This is a genomic window from Comamonas sp. 17RB (assembly GCF_030056555.1).
Classification (GTDB): domain Bacteria; phylum Pseudomonadota; class Gammaproteobacteria; order Burkholderiales; family Burkholderiaceae_C; genus Comamonas; species Comamonas terrigena.
Genome location: NZ_JASHHY010000001.1, coordinates 331,859 through 352,513, shown reverse-complemented (window position 1 = coordinate 352,513; position 20,655 = coordinate 331,859). Strand labels below are relative to the sequence as shown.

General features: G+C 65.5%; 15 protein-coding genes. 6 read left to right on the top strand and 9 right to left on the bottom strand.

Features of this window, described 5'->3' with window-relative positions; genetic code table 11:
- Window positions 1–15 precede the first annotated feature (15 nt).
- Together QM470_RS01445 and QM470_RS01440 are read left to right on the top strand one after the other, a co-directional pair.
- On the top strand, window positions 16–3,183 hold the full coding sequence (locus QM470_RS01445) for an efflux RND transporter permease subunit (protein WP_283337874.1): 3,168 nt from the start codon (window positions 16–18) through the stop codon (window positions 3,181–3,183).
- Complete coding sequence (locus tag QM470_RS01440) at window positions 3,180–4,652, top strand: efflux transporter outer membrane subunit (protein ID WP_283337873.1); 1,473 nt, start codon at window positions 3,180–3,182, stop codon at window positions 4,650–4,652. Before QM470_RS01445 ends, QM470_RS01440 begins: the two co-directional genes overlap by 4 nt.
- A gap of 167 nt (window positions 4,653–4,819) precedes the next feature.
- On the opposite strand, the gene QM470_RS01435 is transcribed toward QM470_RS01440, so the two are convergent.
- Window positions 4,820–5,551 (bottom strand): TetR/AcrR family transcriptional regulator, encoded by a 732-nt coding sequence (locus QM470_RS01435; RefSeq protein ID WP_283337872.1) that lies wholly within the window; start codon window positions 5,549–5,551, stop codon window positions 4,820–4,822.
- A gap of 245 nt (window positions 5,552–5,796) precedes the next feature.
- On the opposite strand from QM470_RS01435, the gene QM470_RS01430 reads away from it, so the two are divergent.
- Window positions 5,797–8,238, top strand: a complete 2,442-nt coding sequence (locus QM470_RS01430) for a membrane-bound PQQ-dependent dehydrogenase, glucose/quinate/shikimate family (protein ID WP_283337871.1) — start codon at window positions 5,797–5,799, stop codon at window positions 8,236–8,238.
- Between the two features lie 304 nt (window positions 8,239–8,542).
- On the opposite strand, the gene QM470_RS01425 is transcribed toward QM470_RS01430, so the two are convergent.
- The 3 genes from QM470_RS01425 to QM470_RS01415 all read right to left on the bottom strand — a co-directional run bounded on the left by QM470_RS01425 (window position 8,543) and on the right by QM470_RS01415 (window position 10,736).
- Window positions 8,543–8,920, bottom strand: coding sequence for a hypothetical protein (locus tag QM470_RS01425; RefSeq protein WP_283337870.1), 378 nt, complete (start codon window positions 8,918–8,920; stop codon window positions 8,543–8,545).
- Window positions 8,921–9,180: 260 nt separating this feature from the next.
- Window positions 9,181–10,269 (bottom strand): DUF72 domain-containing protein, encoded by a 1,089-nt coding sequence (locus tag QM470_RS01420; RefSeq protein ID WP_283337869.1) that lies wholly within the window; start codon window positions 10,267–10,269, stop codon window positions 9,181–9,183.
- A gap of 38 nt (window positions 10,270–10,307) precedes the next feature.
- Window positions 10,308–10,736: a hypothetical protein gene (locus QM470_RS01415; RefSeq protein WP_283337868.1), complete on the bottom strand. Its 429-nt coding sequence runs from the start codon at window positions 10,734–10,736 to the stop codon at window positions 10,308–10,310.
- A gap of 146 nt (window positions 10,737–10,882) precedes the next feature.
- Between QM470_RS01415 and QM470_RS01410 the strand changes: the two genes are divergently transcribed.
- Window positions 10,883–13,267 carry a Tex family protein gene (locus QM470_RS01410; protein WP_283337867.1) on the top strand — a complete coding sequence of 795 codons (2,385 nt, stop codon included), beginning with the start codon at window positions 10,883–10,885 and terminating at the stop codon, window positions 13,265–13,267.
- Window positions 13,268–13,522: 255 nt separating this feature from the next.
- On the opposite strand, the gene QM470_RS01405 is transcribed toward QM470_RS01410, so the two are convergent.
- Window positions 13,523–14,335 (bottom strand): hypothetical protein, encoded by an 813-nt coding sequence (locus QM470_RS01405; protein ID WP_283337866.1) that lies wholly within the window; start codon window positions 14,333–14,335, stop codon window positions 13,523–13,525.
- Between the two features lie 242 nt (window positions 14,336–14,577).
- Between QM470_RS01405 and QM470_RS01400 the strand changes: the two genes are divergently transcribed.
- The gene (locus tag QM470_RS01400; protein ID WP_283337865.1) at window positions 14,578–15,384 is read left to right on the top strand and encodes an endonuclease NucS domain-containing protein; all 807 of its coding nucleotides are present in this window, start codon (window positions 14,578–14,580) and stop codon (window positions 15,382–15,384) included.
- A 272-nt stretch (window positions 15,385–15,656) separates the two neighbouring features.
- On the opposite strand, the gene QM470_RS01395 is transcribed toward QM470_RS01400, so the two are convergent.
- The 4 genes from QM470_RS01395 to QM470_RS01380 form a co-directional block, all read right to left on the bottom strand.
- Window positions 15,657–16,838 (bottom strand): tetratricopeptide repeat protein, encoded by a 1,182-nt coding sequence (locus QM470_RS01395; RefSeq protein ID WP_283337864.1) that lies wholly within the window; start codon window positions 16,836–16,838, stop codon window positions 15,657–15,659.
- 9 nt (window positions 16,839–16,847) lie between these two features.
- On the bottom strand, window positions 16,848–18,500 hold the full coding sequence (locus QM470_RS01390) for a DUF4384 domain-containing protein (RefSeq protein WP_283337863.1): 1,653 nt from the start codon (window positions 18,498–18,500) through the stop codon (window positions 16,848–16,850).
- 57 nt (window positions 18,501–18,557) lie between these two features.
- The gene (locus tag QM470_RS01385) at window positions 18,558–18,971 is read right to left on the bottom strand and encodes a hypothetical protein (protein WP_283337862.1); all 414 of its coding nucleotides are present in this window, start codon (window positions 18,969–18,971) and stop codon (window positions 18,558–18,560) included.
- Window positions 18,972–19,084: 113 nt separating this feature from the next.
- Window positions 19,085–19,555: a hypothetical protein gene (locus QM470_RS01380; protein ID WP_283337861.1), complete on the bottom strand. Its 471-nt coding sequence runs from the start codon at window positions 19,553–19,555 to the stop codon at window positions 19,085–19,087.
- 325 nt (window positions 19,556–19,880) lie between these two features.
- Between QM470_RS01380 and QM470_RS01375 the strand changes: the two genes are divergently transcribed.
- The gene (locus tag QM470_RS01375) at window positions 19,881–20,642 is read left to right on the top strand and encodes a LuxR C-terminal-related transcriptional regulator (protein WP_502846789.1); all 762 of its coding nucleotides are present in this window, start codon (window positions 19,881–19,883) and stop codon (window positions 20,640–20,642) included.
- The last annotated feature ends 13 nt before the right edge of the window (window positions 20,643–20,655 follow it).

Sequence of the window (20,655 nt, the reverse complement as noted above, 5' to 3'; positions counted from 1 at the left end):
GGCGAGGCAGCGCACATGGCTCAGTTCTTCATCAACCGGCCCATCTTTGCATGGGTCATCGCCATCATCATCATGCTGGGCGGGGCCTTGTCGATCAAGACCCTGCCGCTGGAGCAGTACCCCGACATCGCGCCCCCGCGCGTGACCATCGGCGCGCAGTACACCGGCGCCTCGGCCGAGACCGTGGAAAACTCGGTCACGCAGATCATCGAGCAGCAGATCAAGGGCATCGACAACATGCTCTACATGAGCTCGACGAGCAATGCGTCGGGACAGGCCCGCATCACCTTGACCTTTGCGCCCGGCACCAATGTGGACGTGGCCCAGGTGCAGGTGCAGAACAAGATCCAGGGGGCGATCAACCGCCTGCCGGATGCGGTGAAGACCCGCGGGGTGTTCATCAACAAGGGCGGCCAGGACTTTCTGGTGACCTACAGCTTCTACTCGCCGGATGAAGCCATCAGCGCGGTGGATGTGGGCGACTACATCAACAGCAATCTGGTGGACATCATCGGCCGCATCGAAGGGGTGGGTGACATCAGCGTGTTCGGGACCAACTATGCGCTGCGCATCTGGATGGACCCGGCCAAGATGGAAAAGTATGCGCTGATGCCCTCGGACCTGGTCACGGCGCTGAACGCGCAGAACGCCCAGGTTTCGGCCGGCCAGATCGGTGCCTTGCCGGCGGTGCAGAACCAGCAGCTCAATGCCACCATCACGGCGCGCACCAAGCTCAAGACGCCGGAAGAGTTCGAGAACATCGTGATCAAGTCATCCACCGACGGCTCGGTGGTCACGATGAAGGACGTGGCGCGCGTGGAACTGGGGGCGGACAACCTGTCCATCCAGACCAAGCTCAACGGCATGCCCGGCGCCGGCATGGGCATCATCCTGGCCGACGGCGCCAACGCCATGGCGGTGTCGGATGCGGTGGCCGCCAAGCTGGCCGAACTCAAGCCCTTCTTCCCGAACCGGATCGAGTACTTCGTCAGCTCGGACTCCACCCCGTTCGTGCGCGCCTCGATCAACGAAGTGATGCACGCCCTGGGCGAGGCCATGGTGCTGGTGGTGATCGTGATGTTCATCTTCCTGCAGAACTTCCGCGCCACGCTGATCCCCGCGATTGCCGTGCCCGTGGTGCTGCTGGGTACCTTTGGCGTGCTGTCGATTGCGGGCTACTCCATCAACACCCTGACCATGTTCGCCATGGTGCTGGCCATCGGCCTGCTGGTGGACGATGCGATTGTGGTGGTGGAGAACGTGGAGCGGGTGATGCACGAGACCGGGCTTTCACCGAAGGAAGCCACGCGCCTGTCCATGAAGGAAATCACCTCCGCCCTGGTGGGCATCGGGGTGACGCTGTCGGCGGTGTTCGTGCCCATGGCCTTCTTCGGCGGCTCCACCGGCGTGATCTACCGCCAGTTCTCGATCACCATCGTGGCGGCCATGGGCCTGTCGGTGTTCGTGGCGCTGACCCTGACGCCGGCGCTGTGCGCGACCTTGCTGAAGGCGCCGGACCGCTCGCATGGCGACTCCCATGAGCGTCCCATCCGGGCGGGTCTGCTGGGCATCAACGACCGGTTCTTCCGCTGGTTCAACCACCATTTCGATGCCACGGCCAACCGCTACCAGCGCACGGTGGCCTTCAGCCTGGGGCGCTCCAAGCGCATGATGCTGATCTTCCTGGCGGTGCTGCTGGGCGTGTGGCTGCTGATGGCCAAGCTGCCCACCTCGTTCCTGCCCGATGAAGACCAGGGCTTTGTCTACGTCAACGTGAACCTGCCGGCCGGGGCGTCCGACGCCCGCCTGCAGGAGGTGCTGGACGAGGTGCGCAACTACCTGGCCGACCAGCCCGATGTGATCAGTTTCAACCAGGTCTCGGGCCTCAATGGTGACCAGAGCTCGGCGCGCGGCTTCATCCGCCTCAAGCCCTGGAGCGCGCGCCCCTTGCCGTCGCAGTCGGCCGCGGCGATTGCCAACAAGGCCACGCAGGACCTGGCCAGCATCCGCGATGCCCGCGTGCAGGTCATTCTGCCGCCGGCCGTGCGGGGTCTGGGTTCCAGCTCGGGCTACAACTTCATGCTCAAGGACGTGAACGCCGTGGGCCACGCGGCCTTGCTGGCAGCGCGTGACCAGGTGCTCAGCGAGATGCGGGCCAGCCCGCTGCTGACGGCGGTGCGCACCACCAACCTGGAAGACGCCTCCGAGCTGCGCGTGGACGTGGACGACCGCAAGGCGGCGGCCCTGGGCCTGTCGTACAGCGATGTGAACAGCGTGCTGTCCAGCGCCATGGGCGGCACCTATGTGAACGACTTCCTGAACAACGGCCGCGTCAAGCGCGTCTACATCATGGGCGATGCCCCGCACCGCATGCTGCCGCAAGACATTGCCAAATGGACCGTGCGCAACAAGAACGGTGAGATGGTGCCGTTCGGTGCCTTCTCCAGCACCTACTGGGCCTATGGTTCGCCCCAGCTGCTGCGCTACAACGGCAGCCCGGCCTACGAGTTCGAAGGGCGCGCCACGCACGGCATCAGCTCGGGTACGGCCATGGAAACGGTGGAAGCCATTTTGCAGAAGCTGCCTGCCGGCATCACCTACGAGTGGACCGGTGCTTCCCTGCAGGAGCGCCAGTCGGGTGCGCAGGCGCCCATGCTGTATGCGATCTCCATCCTGTTCGTGTTCCTGTGCCTGGCCGCGCTGTATGAGAGCTGGACGGTGCCGCTGTCGGTGATGCTGGCCGTGCCGCTGGGCGTGATCGGCGCGCTGGCCGCCACCTACACCCGGGGCCTGACCAATGACGTGTACTTCCAGGTGGGTCTGCTGACCACGGTGGGCCTGGCGGCGAAGAACGCCATCCTGATCGTGGAGTTTGCGGTGCAGCTGCAGGAGCAGGGCAAGAAGCTGTTCGATGCCACGGTGGAAGCCGTGCGCCTGCGCCTGCGACCCATTCTGATGACGTCGCTGGCCTTCGGTTTCGGTGTGATTCCGCTGGCCATCGGCACCGGTGCTGGTGCGGGCGGCCGCAATGCCATCGGCACGGCCGTGCTGGGTGGCATGGTGGCGTCCACGGTGCTGGGCATCTTCCTGGTGCCGGTGTTCTTCCTGCTGATCCGCAGCTGGTTCAAGAGCCGCTCGCGCCAGGAACCCACACCGGCCGTGAACGAGGAGAGCGCAGCATGAAGCGCCTGATGATGAAGACTTCGACCGTGGCGGCTGCTGCGGCCCTGACCGCGCTGCTGGCCGGCTGCAACCTGGCCCCGCGCCACCAGACGCCGCAGGGCGCCGTGCCCGACACCGTGACGGCCACGGCCGCCCCGGTGGTGGCCAGCGAGGCTGCGCTGCAGCAGGCCCAGGCCCTGCAGTGGCTGCAATCGGCGCCCTTGCGGGATGTGGTGGCGCTGGCGCTGACACACAACCGCGATCTGCGCGTGGCGATCGAGAACATCGAGAAAGCCCGTGCCCAGTACGGCATCACCCGGGCCGATCTGCTGCCCAGCGTGACGGCCCAGGCCCAGGGCAACCGTGCACGCACGGCCGCCGACCTGAGCAGCACCGGCGCGAGCACCACGACCACGCAGTACACCGCCCAGCTGGGTTTTGCCAGCTACGAGGTGGACCTGTGGGGCCGCATCCGCAACCTGAACGACGCAGCCCTGCAGCAGTTCCTGCAGAGCCAGGACAACCAGCGCAATGTGCAGCTGGGCCTGGTGGCCGATGTGGCCACGGCCTGGCTGACCCTGGCGGCCGACCAGGCCCGCCTGCAGCTGGCGCAGGACACGCTGGCCAGCCGCGAGAAAGCCTTTGCGCTGACCGAGCGCATGCACCAGATCGGCTCGACCTCGGGCCTGGTGCTGGCGCAGAACCAGACCACGGTGGACACCGCACGGGGCGATGTGGCCAGCTACACCGCCCAGGTCGACCGCGACCGCAATGCGCTGCAGCTGCTGGTGGGCGGTCCGGTGCCGCAGAACCTGCTGCCCACGGCCCAGACCCTGGCTGGTGGTACGGACAGCGCGGCCTTGCTGCCGGTGCCCACGCCGCTGCCGTCCAGCGTGCTGCTGCAGCGCCCGGACATCCAGGCGGCGGAACACAATCTGCGCGCCATGAACGCCAACATCGGTGCGGCGCGTGCGGCGCTGTTCCCCACCATCAGCCTGACGGCCAGCGTGGGCACGGGCAGCCGCGAGCTGGATGCGCTGTTCGGCAGCGGCAACCGCACCTGGAGCTTTGTGCCGCTGGTGAAGCTGCCGATCTTCGACGGCGGCCGCAACCGCGCCAATATCGAGGTGGCCGAGAGCAACCAGCGCATTGCCGTCAGCCAATACGAGAAGGCCGTGCAGACGGCCTTCAAGGAAACTGCCGATGTGCTGGCCGACCGGGCCCAGTGGGGCAACCGCCTGCAGGCCCAGACCAGCATGGTGGCCAATACGCAAAAGGCGTTCGATCTGTCGGATGCGCGCTTCAAGGCGGGCGTGGACAACTACCTGACGGTGCTGGATGCGCAGCGCAGCCTGTACACCGCGCAGCAGACGCTGATCGGACTGCGCCTGTCCGAGCAGCTCAACCGCGTGACCTTGTGGAAGGTGCTGGGCGGCGAGCAGCAGGGTGCTGCGGCCACGGGCGCGGAGCCCACCGGCGCAGCGTCCTGACGCGCGGCGCCACCCTAGGCCCATTCAAGGCCAGGGAGGGTCTTTGACACCGATGACAGCGCCTGCGGGCGCTGTTTGCTTTGGGGCCGCTGCACAGGCCGGCGCTTGCTGTGCATGCGGCGCATGCCGTGTACGCGCCGTGTACGCCGTACCGGCGGGGCAGGGCTTTAGCCGCCGCTTGCCGCCTTGCGGCGGCCGGAAGGACTGCGCTGCGGGGCGCTGTCAAACAGCAGGCCCACCTGCAGGCGGAACAGCAGGCCGGCGTCCAGCGGCATCTGCGGGTGCAGCACGGTGTTGTTCATCATGGCCAGCCACAGCGGGCCCAGCAGCAGTTCGGGGTAGTCCAGCAGGGCCGGTTCCTTGAGCTCGCCGCGCGACTGGGCCAGCTCGGCCAGGCCGCGGATGCGGGCCACCAGCGGCTCGTGGGCGGTACGCCGGTACATCTGCGCCAGCTGGGGAAATTCCAGCCCTTCGGCAATCACCAGGCGTGCGGTGGCGGAGCGGCCGCTGCTGTCGATCACGTCCATGGCCGGGGCCACGGCGCGCAGCAAGAAGGCGCCCACGCTTTCGTTGTCCTGCATGGGGCTGGACTGCAGCGCCAGCGTGGCCGAAGCGATGTGGCGCTGCATCACGGCTTCGAACAGCGCTTCCTTGGTGTCGAAATAGCGGAACAGCGTGACCTTGGACAGGCCGGCGCGGCGGGCCACCGATGCGGTGGTACCCCGGGCGTAGCCGTGTTCCAGAAATTCGGCAAACGCCGCATCAATGATGGACAGGCGTGTGGCTTCGGTCTTTTGCGGGCTGGGGCCGCGCGGGGTGCGGCGGCGGGGCGCACCGGCATCGCCGGTGGGAGAGGCACAGGTGCGTGGCTGTGCGGCGGCAGGAGGGCGCGCGGTCATCGGAGCGTGGGGGCTTATACCCGTTTTAGACATGCGTGGGTAAAGAGGCAAATGTTCTTGGTCGCGCATGATGGCATAAGTGTCAAAATTTAACCTTGCGGTATCTTTTTAATAAAATCGAGCAAGTCTTGTCTCTTATCGAAGACTGCCCGGCAAAAAACTGGCAGGGCAAGCGCCATCGCCCGCCGGCCTGCAGCCTCTGCAGCGGCGGGCAGGGCAGAACATCCACACTCAAAAGGTCAGCAATGACAAAGCAACAACAAGGCCAGGCGAGGGCAGGCGGGGCCACGGCCCAGCGCCCGGCCCGCATCTATCCGGCCCTTCTTTTTCTTCTGGGGCTGGTCCTCGCCATCGGCGGCGGCCAGCTCGCGGGCCTGGGCGGCTCGTGGTATTACCTGGTCACCGGCGTGGCGCTGCTGGCCAGCAGCGTGCTGGTCTGGCGCGGCAACGCGCTGGGCGGCTGGCTGTATGCGCTGATGCTGGCCTGGACGCTGGTGTGGTCGCTGGCCGAAGTCGGTCTGGACTTCTGGACCCTGTTGCCGCGCCTGGCCCTGCTGTTCGTGCTGGGCCTGTGGCTGCTGACGCCGCTGTACCGCCGCACCGTGGTGCGCGGCCCCATCTCTGCCCAGGGCGGCAAGGCCGCTGCCGGCGCGCTGGCCGTGGCCATGGCCGCCGTGGTGGTGGTGGGCCTGGCCAAGGGTGACAAGCACGAAACCAAGGCCGCACAGGCGCTGCCCGAGATCCAGCAGACCGTGGCAGGCGATGCGCCACAGGACGAGTGGCATTACTACGGCAACAACCAGGGCGGCCAGCGCTTTTCGCCGCTGGAACAACTGACTCCGGACAACGTCCAGGGCCTGGAAGTGGCCTGGACCTACCGCACCGGCGACTATCCGCCCAGCGAAGGCCCGAACCGCCGTTTTGAAGCCACGCCGCTGAAGATCGGCGACAGCCTGTACTTCTGCACGCCGCGCAACGACATCGTGGCGCTGAACGCCGAAACCGGTGAGGAGCGCTGGCGCTTCAACGCCAAGGTCAATCTGCGTGGCGTGACCGGCTCCGCCGCCTGCCGCGGCGTGGCCTATGCCAAGCTGCCCGAACCGCAGCCCGGCGGCATGTGCCAGGAACGCATCTACGGCCCGACCGTGGACGCGCGCCTGCTGGCCGTGGATGCCAAGACCGGCCAGCCTTGCGCCGACTTCGGCGTGAACGGCCAAGTCGATCTGAAGCAGGGCATGGGCGAGATCATTCCCGGCTATTACTACGTCAGCTCCATGCCCCAGGTGGTGCGTGGCAAGGTGGTGATGGGCGGCTGGGTGTCGGACGGCCAGATGACGGGCGAGCCTTCGGGCGTGATCCGCGCGTTCGACGCCACCACCGGCGCCTTCGCCTGGGCCTTCGACATGGGCAAGCCGGATTTCCACGGCGAACCCGCAGCCGGTGAGCACTACACGCGCGGCACCCCCAATTCCTGGGGTCCGATCAGCGCGGACGACAAGCTCGGCATGGTCTACATCCCCACCGGCAACGCCACGCCCGACTACTACGCGGGCCACCGCACCGAGCTGGACAACAAGTTCAGCGGCTCGGTGCTGGGTATCAATGCCGACAACGGCAATCTGGTGTGGAACTTCCAGACCACGCACTACGACGTGTGGGACTATGACGTGGCGTCCCAGCCCAGCCTGCTGGACCTGAAGATCCAGGGTGAGACCGTGCCCGTGCTGGTGCAGCCCACCAAGCGCGGCCAGAACTTTGTGCTGGACCGCCGCACCGGCAAGCCGGTGTTCGACGTTCAGGAGCTGCCGGCGCCGCAGGGCGGGGTGGAAGACCCGTCCCGCCTGTCCAAGACCCAGCCGCATTCCACCGGCATGCCCACGTTCGCCGGCCTGGATGCCGAGGAAACCTATGGCGTGGGCGAGAAGGACATGTGGGGCATGACCATGCTGGACCAGCTGTGGTGCCGCATCCAGTTCAAGAAGGCGCGCTGGGAAGGTCCGATGACCCCGGCCGGCACCGATACCGTGTTCTTCTTCCCCGGCTCGCTGGGGGGATCGAACTGGGGCAGCGTGTCGTTCGACCCGGAACGCCAGATCATGGTGGGCAACTGGAACCGCGTGCCCATGCTGCTCAAGCTGATCGACCGGGAGGAGGCCAACCGGCGCGGCCTGAAGGCAGCCGATGGCTCACCCGGCACCTCGGTGGGTGGCGCCGTGCCCCAGGAAGGCGTGCCGTATGCCGCTGACCTGAAGCCTTTCCTGTCGCCCATGGGTGCGCCGTGCATCGCACCGCCGTTCGCCCTGGTGACGGCCGTGGACCTGAACACCCAGAAGGTGATCTGGGAGCGCCGCAGCGGCACGGCGGAAGACTCCGGCGTGGCCGGTATCCGCACCCGCCTGCCCATCCCCATGGGCGTGCCGGGCCTGGGTGGTTCCATCACCACCAAGGGCGGTCTGGTGTTTGTGGCCGCGTCCGGCGAACAGTCGCTGCGCGCCATGGACCTGAAGACCGGCGATGTGCTGTGGAAAGGCCGTCTGCCTGCCGGCGGCAATGCCACGCCCATGACCTATGTGTCCAGGGACAGCGGCCGCCAGTTTGTGGTGATCGCCGCCGGCGGCCACAACCTGATGCAGACCCAGCCGGGCGACTACCTGGTGGGCTACGCCCTGCCCAAGACCAAGCCCTGATCCCACAGGCCGCGGTCCCTGGCGCACAGCGCGGGTGCCAGGCGCAGGCCTTGCGCCTGACGCTTGTCTCTGTATTTGCCGCCCACCCCGAAGGCCTTTCGCGGTGGGCGGTTTGCTGTGCGCTCCCGCTTTCATCGGCCGTATTCCATGCCGGTGGCTCTCATACGCGTTGGGCCATGGCGAGCCCCTTGGGTGCGCGCCAGCGCGGGAGGATCGGGAGAAGGTCGAGGCGCAGGGGCAGGGCCTGCCACAGAAAAGCCCGCAGGGTGCGGGCTTGGTGGCGATCTACGAGCTATCGCAGCGGTCAACTGCGGCAGTAGTCCTTGGCCGCTTCGTCCACGACGGACAGCAATTGGTTGGCATTGGCCAGAATGAGGCCAGACTCGGCTCCTGAAAAAGCCCCGAACGAGTAGTTGCCAAATGAGATGCGCAATTCAGGGAGTCTGACGTTGAACTGGCCTTCGATGCACTCCGCATTCTCAAAATGAAGCGTGACCGAAATCAGCGGCAGGTTCGGGTAGCTGAACTTGAGAAGGAACGATGCGTAGTCGTGGTTGGATCCAGGGTCGGCCGTGATGACGGTGTCGCTGTATTTGAATGCGCTGGAGCCATCCAGGTTGACGGCCAGTGCTTTCTGGAGATGACCCAAAAGTCCCTTCAAGGTTTTGACGTGGTGTTCCATATGGGCAATCCGCTGGTGGGTGATGACACATCCTATGGCCAATTGCCTTCAGGCTCTACCGCAGGGCAAGCCTGTTGCAAAAAAGCTGCCCAGCGTGGGAGATGGGTCTGCCTCGCCGTGCCGGTTCGGGCTCCGGAGGCGTAGCGGACCACGCCCGCAGTGCCGCCGTAGGTTGCGCGGCGCAGGCGATGGAGCAGGTGACGGAGCAGGCGTGGGTGCTGCCTCTGGTACTGCTTCTGGTGCTGCCGGTGGCGCTATGGCTACGGTGACGGCTGGGACTGCCCGGCCACCAGGGCCTGGGCCAGCAGCGCGATGGAGCGTGGGGCGCAGCCTTCGGCATCGTTGCTGATGGTGACGAAGGCGGGCTGGCCCGCGCCGGTGATGCCGGCGATGGTCGTGGCCAGCACGCCGCGGGTGTGCAGATCTTCGGAGCGGATTTCGTTGAAGGGGTCGTGCTTTTTCTGTGCGTCTGGGTAGCCGTAGGCGCCGAAGCAGCGGTTCAGGCTCCAGCGGCAGACCAGGGGCCCGGGCCACAGCGCGCGCAGCAGGGGCAGCTGGGCTTCGATGGGCGGCATCTTGCCGTGCAGGCCCAGGCAGTAGGTGCAGCCCTGGGCCTTCAGCACGCGGGCCAGTTCCGGGGTCAGCAGCTCGGGGTCGCGCACTTCCACGGCCACAATCACCTGCGGGTGGGCGGCCAGGGCCAGGCGCACGGCGGCCAGCATCTGCGCCAGCCGTTCCAGCAGCGCGCTGCTGCGGCGCAGCCAGTCCCAGGGCAGGGGGCTGAGCTGGAACACCAGCACGCCCAGCTTGCCTGCCAGGCCATCCAGCGCGGGCTGGACGAACTGTTGCACGGCCAGCTCCGGCGCCAGGAAGGCCGGGTTGGGGGACTGGCCCTTGCCGTCTTCGCTGCGCACCTGGGCATCGGTGACCACATTGGGGCACTTGACCAGAAAGCGGAAGTCCGGCGGCACCTGCACGGCCATCTGGGCGTACTGCTCGGTGGTCAGGGGGCGCCAGAAGCTGCGGTCCACGCTGACGGTGCGCAGCAGCGGGTGCTGGCTGTAGGCGGTCAGCCCCTTTTTGGAGAGGGTGCTGGCGTCGTACACGCCGTCCCACACCAGGCCGTCCCAGCCGGGGTAGGACCAGGTGGACACGCCCATGCGCAGAGCCGCAGGCAGCTGCGCCGCCAGGGCGCGCCAGCTTTCCCCGTCCGGGGCGGGCAGCACGCCGCGCGCGGCCTTGCGGGGGGCCGCAGGCGCCGCGGGCGTGGAGGCAGCGGGCGAGGGAGCTGCCGCTGGGAGGGAAGGGGGTGGCGGCGCGGGCGGGGCGCCAAACAAATCGTCTTGCATGCCGTCTTGCTGAAATGGCCTGTGGACTGTAGCGGGATTCACAAGCCCGCAAACAGACTGCCCTCATCCAGCAGGGCATGGGCGATCTCGGGGCGCTGCTCCATGCAGCGGCGCACGGCTTCGGGCAGGGCCTTGCGGGTTTTGCGGCACAGGCCGGGCATGGGCTCGAGCTCGATCTCCAGCCCGCGCAGGCCTTGCGTGCCCTGGCGACCGGGGGCGATGTGCAGCTGCAGGCCCAGCTGGTCGACCATGCGCTGCTGCAGCTGGCGCAGCTCGGCCAGGGTCTGGGCCTGTTCCAGCCGCTCGGCCAGTTTGGCTTCTTCTTCCCGCGTCAGCAGCAGGATGCGGTGGTCACCCTGGCCGGACTCCAGCAGCGCCGCATGCCCGCAGATGCAGGCCCCGGGCGGGCAGGGCACACGCAGGGGGAACAGCTGCAGGGTCTGGAAGGGCGGCCGGGGGGCGGGCATGGCTGCATTCTAGAAAGGCGCGGTAGGCCGTCGATCCGTATTTGCATTCGGTCACAGCCTGGGCGGCGCGGGGACGGCGGTGGGCCCGGATGCTTGTGGCACACTCGTTTGTTTCCCAATTACAGCGCCATGGGGCGCCCGATTGCATGCAAAAGATCATTGGCCAGATTGCCCAGGAACTGAATGTCAAGCCGCAGCAGGTGAGCGCGGCGGTGGAACTGCTCGACGGCGGCGCCACGGTTCCGTTCGTGGCGCGTTACCGCAAGGAGGTCACGGGCGGCCTGGACGATACCCAGCTGCGCACGCTGGACGAACGCCTGACCTATCTGCGCGAGTTGGAAGACCGCCGCGAGACCGTGCTCAAGGCCATCGACGAGCAGGGCAAGCTGACCGATGTGCTGCGTCTGGCCATTGCCCAGGCGCCGACCAAGCAGGAGCTGGAAGACATTTACCTGCCTTTCAAGCAAAAGCGCCGCACCAAGGGCCAGATTGCCAAGGAATTCGGCATCGAGCCGCTGGCCGACAAGCTGTTTGCCGACCCTACGCTGGACCCGCACAAGGAGGCCGAGGCCTTCTGCCAGCCCGCGACCACGCTGGACGATGGCAAGCCGGGCCCTGATTTCTCGACCACCTTCGCGGTGCTGGACGGGGTGCGCGACATCCTGTCCGAGCGCTGGGCCGAAGACCCGACCCTGGTGCAGAAGCTGCGCGAATGGCTGTGGGCGGAAGGTCTGCTGCGCTCCAAGAAGGTGGAGAGCAAGAACGAGGACGACCCCGAGGTCGCCAAGTTCCGCGACTATTTTGACTACGACGAGCCCATTGGCCGCGTGCCCTCGCACCGCGCGCTGGCCGTGTTCCGGGGGCGGGCCCTGGAAGTGCTGGAAGCCAAGCTGGTGCAGCCGCTGGAGCCGGAACCCGGCCAGCCCAGCCTGGCCGAAGGCCGGATTGCCCTGCACCTGGGCTGGAGCCACGCCAAGCGCGCGTCCGACGACCTGCTGCGCAAGTGTGTGGCCTGGACCTGGCGCGTCAAGCTGAGTCTGTCGACCGAGCGCGACCTGTTCAGCCGCCTGCGCGAAGACGCGGAAAAAGTGGCCATCAAGGTGTTTGGCGACAACCTGCGCGATCTGCTGCTGGCCGCCCCGGCCGGGCAGCGCACCGTGATCGGCCTGGACCCGGGCATCCGCACCGGCGTGAAGGTGGCGGTGGTGGACAGCACCGGCAAGCTGGTGGACACCTCCACCATCTACCCGCACGAGCCGCGCCGCGACTGGGACGGTTCGCTGGCGGTGCTGGCGCGCCTGGTGGAAAAGCATGGCGTGAACCTGATTGCCATCGGCAACGGCACGGCCAGCCGCGAAACCGACAAGCTGGCGGCCGATCTGATCAAGATTGCGGCCAAGGCCGACAAGGCCATCGAGAAGGTGGTGGTCAGCGAGGCCGGTGCCTCGGTGTATTCGGCCAGCGAATTTGCGGCGCTGGAGATGCCCGATGTGGACGTGAGTCTGCGCGGTGCGGCCTCGATTGCGCGCCGCCTGCAGGATCCGCTGGCCGAGCTGGTGAAGATCGACCCCAAGAGCATCGGCGTGGGCCAGTACCAGCACGATGTGAACCAGAGCGAGCTGGCCCGCCAGCTGGACGCCGTGGTCGAAGATTGCGTGAACTCCGTGGGCGTGGACCTGAACACCGCGTCGGCCCCGTTGCTGAGCCGTGTCTCGGGCCTGTCGGGCGCGGTCGCCAAGTCCGTGGTGCGCTGGCGCGATGCCAATGGCTCGTTCCAGAACCGCAAGCAGCTGATGGAGGTGGCCGGCCTGGGCGCCAAGACCTTCGAGCAGGCGGCCGGTTTCCTGCGCATCCGCGGTGGCGACAATCCGCTGGACATCACCGGCGTGCACCCCGAAACCTATGCCGTGGTGGAGCAGATCATTGTGGCCACGGGCAAGCCGGTGGACCAGATCATGGGCCGCGCCGAGGTGCTCAAGGGCCTCAAGCCCGAGCAGTTCGCCAGCGAGAAGTTCGGTGCCGTGACCATCAAGGACATCCTGGGCGAACTGGAAAAGCCCGGCCGCGATCCGCGCCCCGACTTTGTGGTGGCCCGCTTCAACGACGGGGTGGAGGACATCAAGGACCTGAAGGAAGGCATGACGCTGGAAGGCACGGTGAGCAACGTGGCCCAGTTCGGCGCCTTTGTGGACCTGGGCGTGCACCAGGACGGCCTGGTCCACGTGAGCCAGATGAGCCACAAGTTCGTGGAGGATGCGCGCGAGGTGGTCAAGACCGGCCAGATCGTCAAGGTCAAGGTGCTGGAAGTGGACGTGGCCCGCAAGCGCATCAGCCTGAGCATGAAGCTGGACGCGGCACCCGCACGCCGCGACGGCCCGCGCGACAACCGCTTTGAAAGCGCCGGCCGTGGCAACAGCTATGGCGGCGGTGGCAACCGCGGCGGCTATGCCCAGCCCCAGCGCGGCAACCAGCCGGAACAGCAGAACGCCATGGCATCGGCGTTTGCCAAGCTGCAGAGCCTGAAGAAATAAGCCCTGCACAGGCACAAGGCGACCACGTAGCCGCAAGGCCTTGTTGCACTAACCAGAAAAAGCGGCCCAGTGGGCCGCTTTTCTCATGGTGCTCAGCACTTCTATCTGATGGGCCTCGGCGTGCTTGGCTGGACCGAAGCCTAGGTCGCCAAGGGCGCAGCGTCGTGGTGCTCTGGTAACGGCAACCCCTCGCACCTCCTTACAAATGCCGCCGAGGTGCTGTGTCTGATCAATGCAGCAAGGCCGCACGCACATTCAGCCCTTTTCCCGCAGGCGTTGTCGCAGCCTCTTGACATAGGTCGAGTCGACGACCTTGTCCGGGGCAAGCCCCAACGCACAGCTCATCAGGATGGCAATGCTGCGGTCAGTGAGGTCGAAGGAGCTGGGCAAGACGCCGTGGTTCCACACGCTCGACTTTTCAAGAGCCTCGAAGAATGCCCTGAAACTGTCAGCTAGTCCGGCGCGGTTCCCTTCGGTGCCGGCTTCAGTCACCGGATCGTGCGGCAGTGGGGTTGCTTGCGCAGCGTCGTCGGCGATAGCTTGAACAATGTTGGCTAACGAAGGCCAGTATTTGAGGTCGAAATCTGCAGTGAGGTTCTCCAGCTGCTTCTTCACCCAACGCTCATAGCTGTAGTTCCTCTCCGCAGCAGCGTGCATCGCGTAGATAGGGTGATAGAGCGTGTCACAGGAGAACCCGGAATGGTTTTTCAGCTCGGTGCGTTCGTCGAGCAGGGCCGCAAGCGCAGTTGCTGCCTCAACGATTTCGCGATTGACTGCGATAAGCCTTGACTTGCCTTTGCGGGCCTCTTGGTTCGCTTCAGGGTTCCAGAACGCACCAACACTCTGCAATTGGTCGAAAAACACCTTCAGCGCTCGTGGGCTGTTGCTGAGCTTGCTGTGCAGTTCTTGATATGCAGCCTCCAACTCAAGGCCGCGTTCCAGGAGTCGATCGATGACCTCGACCTCACTCGGGAGAATCGACTTTTCGATCTTGTTGCTCCGATCGGATTTCAGCAACGCCTCGCAGATTTCGCGAGCGGCTTTGGCTGAAAGAGTGCGTGTTGCCATGGTGGCTCCTGAATGCGATGTCGCAAGAGTACCGAGGTATCAAACGAATGTCGGTACCCGAACATGCGGATTTTTCAAGGCTCTCAGGTACCTCACCATGCCGCGTAGACAGGAGGAGACTATTCCGCATGGCTCAAACAGTTCGCCATGTATTTAAAGCAGAATCGTGGAGAGATCGCGCTCGTGGTCTCGGCTGGCTTGAGCAGATCAGCGGGCCTAACAATAAGTCAGGATGAGACACTGTGGCACGGACAATTTACGACAAACCGACGAGAACGCTGCTGAAGGAGATGCTTGCCGAATGGGACCTCAAGTCGGGTGAGACGTTTTTAGCCCAACGTGCGATTGACTGGTTCGCACACCATTATCCCAAGCTCAAGGCCGGAAGCATTCATGCACATCTTGTGCAGGCATCGACAAACGACCGAAGCCGGCTACACCATCCAGCTACCAACGCGACGGATGACCTGTTGTTCAAGGTTGGGTCGCGGGAATACAGGCGCTTCGAGCCCTCTACAGATCCGGCACCACTACACCAACCGGCCAAGGTCCAGATTGCAAACGCCGACGGCAAAGTGATCTCGGTAACAGAGGAAGATGACGATGCTAGTGTTACAGCCGATACCGCACTGGCCGGATCCTCTCAATTTGCTCTCGAGAAGGATCTTCAGCGCTACTTGGCTGACAACCTTCAGTTGATCGAGCCTGGGCTGATGCTCTTTCAAGACGAGGAGATCACGGGCTTCGAGTATCCCGCTGGCGGCGGTCGGCGGATCGATATTTTGGCCAAGGATAAGGCGGGTGGCTTTGTCGTTCTGGAACTCAAGGTTGAGAAGGGATACGACCGCGTAGTAGGTCAGTTGCTCCGCTATGTCAATTGGGTTCGTAAGGAACTGGCAGAGCCCGGTCAACGTGTACGCGGCATCATCGTGTGCAGGTCTATGTCAGAGGACCTGATCCTCGCGTGTTCGGGCATCAAGGACGTTGAACTGTTTGAATATCGTCTGCAGGTGACCGTGTCAAAGGTGCCGTTGTTTGAACTCTCATGATGGAGCGGGTGATCGGGACGAATTGCCAGGGCAGCTAAAAATGGATTCATATCAGAGCTATTGGGGTTGCTCAGCATTCCTATGGCGCTGGTACACACGCATGTGCCTGACGCTGTCAGCCAATCGGACGCTCACGAGTCAGCCACAACATTAGGCGGAGGCCTTAGGAGTCCGGTGTAGTCGCGGTTTTTCGGCATGTCCCGATGGTTTCAGAGTCATCGGGATCCATGCAGGACATGAGATAGATATTGCGGATGGCGGGCGCGGCGTGTTCAGTTGCGCCACTTGGGGGCGATGTAGTCCCACAGCGGTGTGGGGTCGCGGGTCAGGCTGGTGGGGGCGGTCGGTGCCGTCAGCGGGATGGCGCCGTCCTGGGTGACGTCCATATAGGCGAGCTGCTGCATCCACCCGATATCGATGCCGCCGGCGGGCGTGGGGCGGGAGTAGATCAGGGCCAGCATGCGCTTGGCCGGCTCGCTGCCCATGTCGGAGGCGCGCTTGTACAGTCGGATCGCCTCGGTGTAGTTGGCGGGCACGCCTTCGCCGCGGTGGTAGACCCGGGCCTGCTTGAAGGTCTGCCAGGCACCCCCGGCCTGGCCGGCGTTGCCGGACGGGCGGGATTTGAAGGTGCCTTTCTGGTCGCTGAGCACGTTCAGATTGTGTTTGGCGGCTTCCGAGCCTTTGGCGGCGCTGCGGAACTGTTCCATGGCTTCGTTGGTCTTGCCCTGGGAGGCTAGCTCCATGCCCAGTTCCACCCGGGCGTAGGGGTCACCGGCGTCTGCGGCCTGGCGCAGCAGCTGCCGTTTGCGCCCGGCCGTGTCGATGCCTTCACGCCGGGCGGTGGAGGGGACGGCGGCGTCCAGCGGCGCCACGTCGTCGAGCAACAGCCACTCCAGATAGGTGGCGCGGCCCGGGGCGGTCTTGCGCAGTGCCTGTATCCATTGCCGTGCGGCCTCGGGCTCGGGGCGCTGGCCGCAGCCATCGATGGCGCACCAGGCCAGGCCGGCGGCGGCCAGGGGGTGGCCCAGTGCCTGGGCGCGCTCAAAGCTTTGCTGGGCCTGCACCGGTTGCAGCGGCGTGTGCAGGCCATGCAGCTGCAGCAGCCCCCATTGCCAGGCGGCTTCGCGCAGGGCGCGGGTGTTGGCTTCGGTGCGCTCGCCCTTGGGCAGCGGGGCCGTGGCCTGTGCCTGCAGCTGCTGGATGGCGGTGGACTTGCCGAGCTGGTCGGCTTCCAGCTGCACGGCAGGGCGGCGGCCGCGCAGCTGGTCCGCATCGATGCGGGGCGGCGTCTGCGCTTCCTGGAAGGTGATGGTGGGGCTGGGGGTTTGGCGGGGCTGTGCGAAGGCAGGGCTGCACAGCAGGGCGAGCCCCAGCCCGAGCGGCACGCAGAGCCTGGAGGTGTTCCAGGCCCCGCCGCCGACAGGCTGTCCATGGGCGGTGGGTGGGTGGCGCATGGCGGTCCTTCAGTTGCCCGGGGCGGTGGGGCGCTTGGGCGTGACCTCCCATTGCAGCTGGGCCAGGCCGATGGTGGCGCCGGTGCCGGCGGCTTCACGCATCTGCGTGGCAATCTGCTCCATGCTGGTGATGCCGGGCAGCGGCTGGAAGGCCGGTTTCTGCAGCGATTCCGGCAGTTGCGTGCTGACGTTCTTGTCGCTGGCAAAGCAGCCCACAGTCTCCTGGCCCGGCAGGCCGGCGTCCATCACAAAGCCCGGGGTGGGGCTCATCCAGTCCGGAATGCGCACCGCCTGGTTGCCCGGCACCCAGCCGGATTTGTTGGTGGCATTGGGCAGGATGCGGATGACTTCGTTGCGCGCATTGCGCATGTAGCAGGACAGGTAGGAAGAGCGGGAGACGGTGGCCGACAGGAAGATCTGTTCACCCTGCTCGAAGCCGGAGCGGCCCAGCATGATGTTTTCCACCTGCAGGTCCACTTCGGGCGGCTGGCCCTGCTTGTCGGTGGTGGCTGCGGTGGTGGCGCCGGCCGTTTGGTTGGGTGCCGCTTCCCAGCCTATGCGCTGCAGGTGGCCGTCGGGCGACAGGGTGACGAAATTGCGCAGGCTGCGTTCATAGGTGGGGAAGTCCACCACACCGGTGACGACCATGCGCTCATCGGTCTGAAAGCGCGCCAGGGCTGCGTGCAGGGTGGCGTCGTCGGGGTTCTCGGTGGGCAGATAGCCGCGGCGCAGCAGGGAGCGGCGCACCAGCTGACCCCGGGTGGCCGGGCTGGCGTCTTCATACCATTCGCGCATCTGGCGCATGAATTCCGGGTGGGTCTGCTCCAGGGTCAGGCACTGCCAGTAGGGCACGCGCGCCCATTTGCCCAGCAGCTCGATCATGGCCAGCTCCACCAGGGTGCGGATGGCCGGGCCTGAGCCCTGGGTGTAGTCGCGGCCCACATTGAACTGCACGCCGTAGTTGCCGATGCGGCCCGACAGGTCCAGGCCCTGGCCGCCGCTGCCGATGACGATTTCATTGGCCGAGTCCAGGCCGGGAATGATGGTGCGGCTGCGGAAATCGCCCAGGTGCAGCTCCATGCCGATGACCGAGGAGCGGCGGCTCTGGCTGTAGCCGGTTTCCAGGCGGGAGGCCGAGGTGCCCATGTCGACGTTGTTGGCGATGACCTGCTGGTCCACAAAGGCCACGGCGCCGGACACATACAGGGCGGGGCGCTGCAGGCGGATCTGGTTGTTGTTCAGCAGCAGGGTGGTCAGGTTCTGCACCGTGTCCTGCTGCGCGATGTTGACTTCGTAGTCCACAAAGCGGAAGGCGTTGCTGACGCGGGACATCTGCGACAGTGCCGTGACGATCATCTCCTTGGTGGCCACAGCGATCTTGCCGGAGTAGTCAGGGATGGACTTGCTGGTGATGAGCACGGTGCTCATGCCGGTTTCGCGGAACAGGTGGTCCATGCACATCAGCGAGTCGGAGAAACTGGAGAGCGAGCGCGTGGGGCGCACGACAGGCCGGTTGATTTCGGTGGCCTGCGCGTGGTAGCCCGCATCCTTGGCGGGGTTCATGGGGGCACAGCCCGTCAGCAGGCCTGCTGCGCTGAGCAGGCTGGTGATGGCGAGCAGGCGAGGACGACGCAGGTTCGTGGGTGCGAAGGTGGTGCGCATGATTCCCTCTCGATGTTTTCCATGTGGCGGCCCTGGTGCTCGGGCGCTTCTTGGCTTTTAGCGGCAGATGTTCACCAGGTCGCCGCGCAGCACCACGATCTGCTGCTGTCCGGTGCCGGTGCGGGTGGCGCCTGTGGCATTGGTGTTGCTGCCCACATCCTGGATGCAGGTCTTGCGGTTGGCTTGTGCACTGACGATGCGGTTCACATCGCCATCGGTGTAGATGCCACTGGTCTGGTCGTTGAAGGTCTGCGCTTCATAGCGCGCGATCTTGGCCCGCAGGTGCATGGGCACCCCGTCCGAGTCGCTGCCCAGGCCTTGGGGCTTGGTGTTGCTGCCCATGGGCAGTTGCAGATGCTCCACCGGGTTCTGCAGCTGGATGGTGTCTTCGCCCGGTGCCGCCACGGTGAGACCGGTCACGCCAAGGCCGCCGGCCAGCATGAGGCTGCGCAAAAGAAGGGAAGCAGACATGGGAACCTCCGGGTGGCGATGAGAGGGACAGGCGTGGAGTCAGCCTTCGCCGGCTGGGGACTCCACGCACTGACAGCTGCCTGCCGCAACCGGGGTTGCGGCAGGGACTTGCCTTACTGGCAGGTCTGGCAGCCGTTGTTGGTGGAGATGTTCTGCACCGCCGAGGAGCCGCTGGAAGCGCGGTTCATCACGGCCGAACCCTTCAGTGCCACCACCTGGGTCAGCTGCTTGGCGATGTCGACCTTGCCCACGTTGGTGGCCAGGTTCTGGCGTGCATCGCCGCCCGAGTCCGCCTTGTTGCTGATGTAGGCCAGCTTGCCCGCCGTGACCTGGGTCAGTGCAGCACCCACGTTCACGTTGCCGGTGTTGGACGAAATGTTCTGGCGGGCATCGCCACCGGATTCGGCCTTGTTGCTGACAGCACTCCAGCTCAGCGAAGTCACTTGCACGGTCTTGCCATCCAGGTAGATGGCGGGGCCGGTTTCCTTGTCATCGTCCTTGCCACCACCGGGGTAACCGGGCTTGCCAGCGAAGGCAGAGGCAGCAAGCAGGCTCAGGGAAACGACTGCGATTACTTTTTTCATGGTTGCGCTCCTAGAAGATTTCGTGACGTCCATCCGTTGACTCGCAGAGCCCATCTCTGCGGGTCGGCCTGTGGGTGCTGGTCCGCTTGGTTGGCAACACTTGCTGGCCTGGTTGAAAGTGTCCGTTTGCGTTCTTTGACAACCAATCCCGTAATTTTGGTAAGCGGGTACTACGCCTGCGTGCTCCGGGTAAACGCGCGCATTCCGAGGGAAATGACAGAGGGGTCGAGGCATCTGCTGACAGGCGGGGCCCGGCAAACGCGGTACAAAAATAGGTAGTGACGACATGTAAGCATTGAAAGACAGTGATGGAGGGCGCACCGTGATGCACACCGAACAAGAAGTCCCCTATGTCTCCGACCCTGCAACGCTCCTTAAGGGCAGTGCCGGTGCCGCAGAAAAGTCCCTGTGGCCCGATTTCATGGTGGGCCAGAGCGAGAAGCCGGTGCGTGTGCTGCTGGTGGACGATGACGCCCACATCCGCAGCGTGGTGGGGCGGGAGCTGATGGGCGATCCCCGTGTGCTGCTGGTCGGGCAGGCTTCCAGCGTGAAGGAGGCCCGGCGCCTGATGCGGGCAGAGTCCTTCGATGTGCTGCTGGCCGATCTGAACCTGGACGACGGCACCGGCTTTGACCTGCTGGGGCTGCAGCGTGCGCTGCGCCCGGCGGCGGAGACGGTCATCATCTCGGTGATGGAGGGCGAGGCCGAGCTGCTGCGCGCGATCGAGCAGGGCGCGGCAGGCTATCTGGTCAAGCATTCCTGGTTCGGCAGCTATGTGCAGGCAGTGCTACAGGTGGCCAATGGCGGCGCCTCCATCACGCCGCACCTCGCACGGCGGCTGCTGCAGCGTATGCGCAGCAACTGCGGGGAGCGTGAAACCAAGGCCAGCGTGCCCGAAAAGCTCTCAGAGCGCGAGCGCGACATCCTGCGCCATGTGGCCAATGGCTATACCAGCCAGGAAATCTCGCAGAGGCTGGAGATTGCGCTGCTGACGGTCAACACCCATGTGCGCAACATCTACCGCAAGCTGCAGGTGCGCAGTCGGGCGCAGGCGGTGCGGGCAGCGCTGACGCACGGGCTGCTGTAACGGCAGGGAGCCG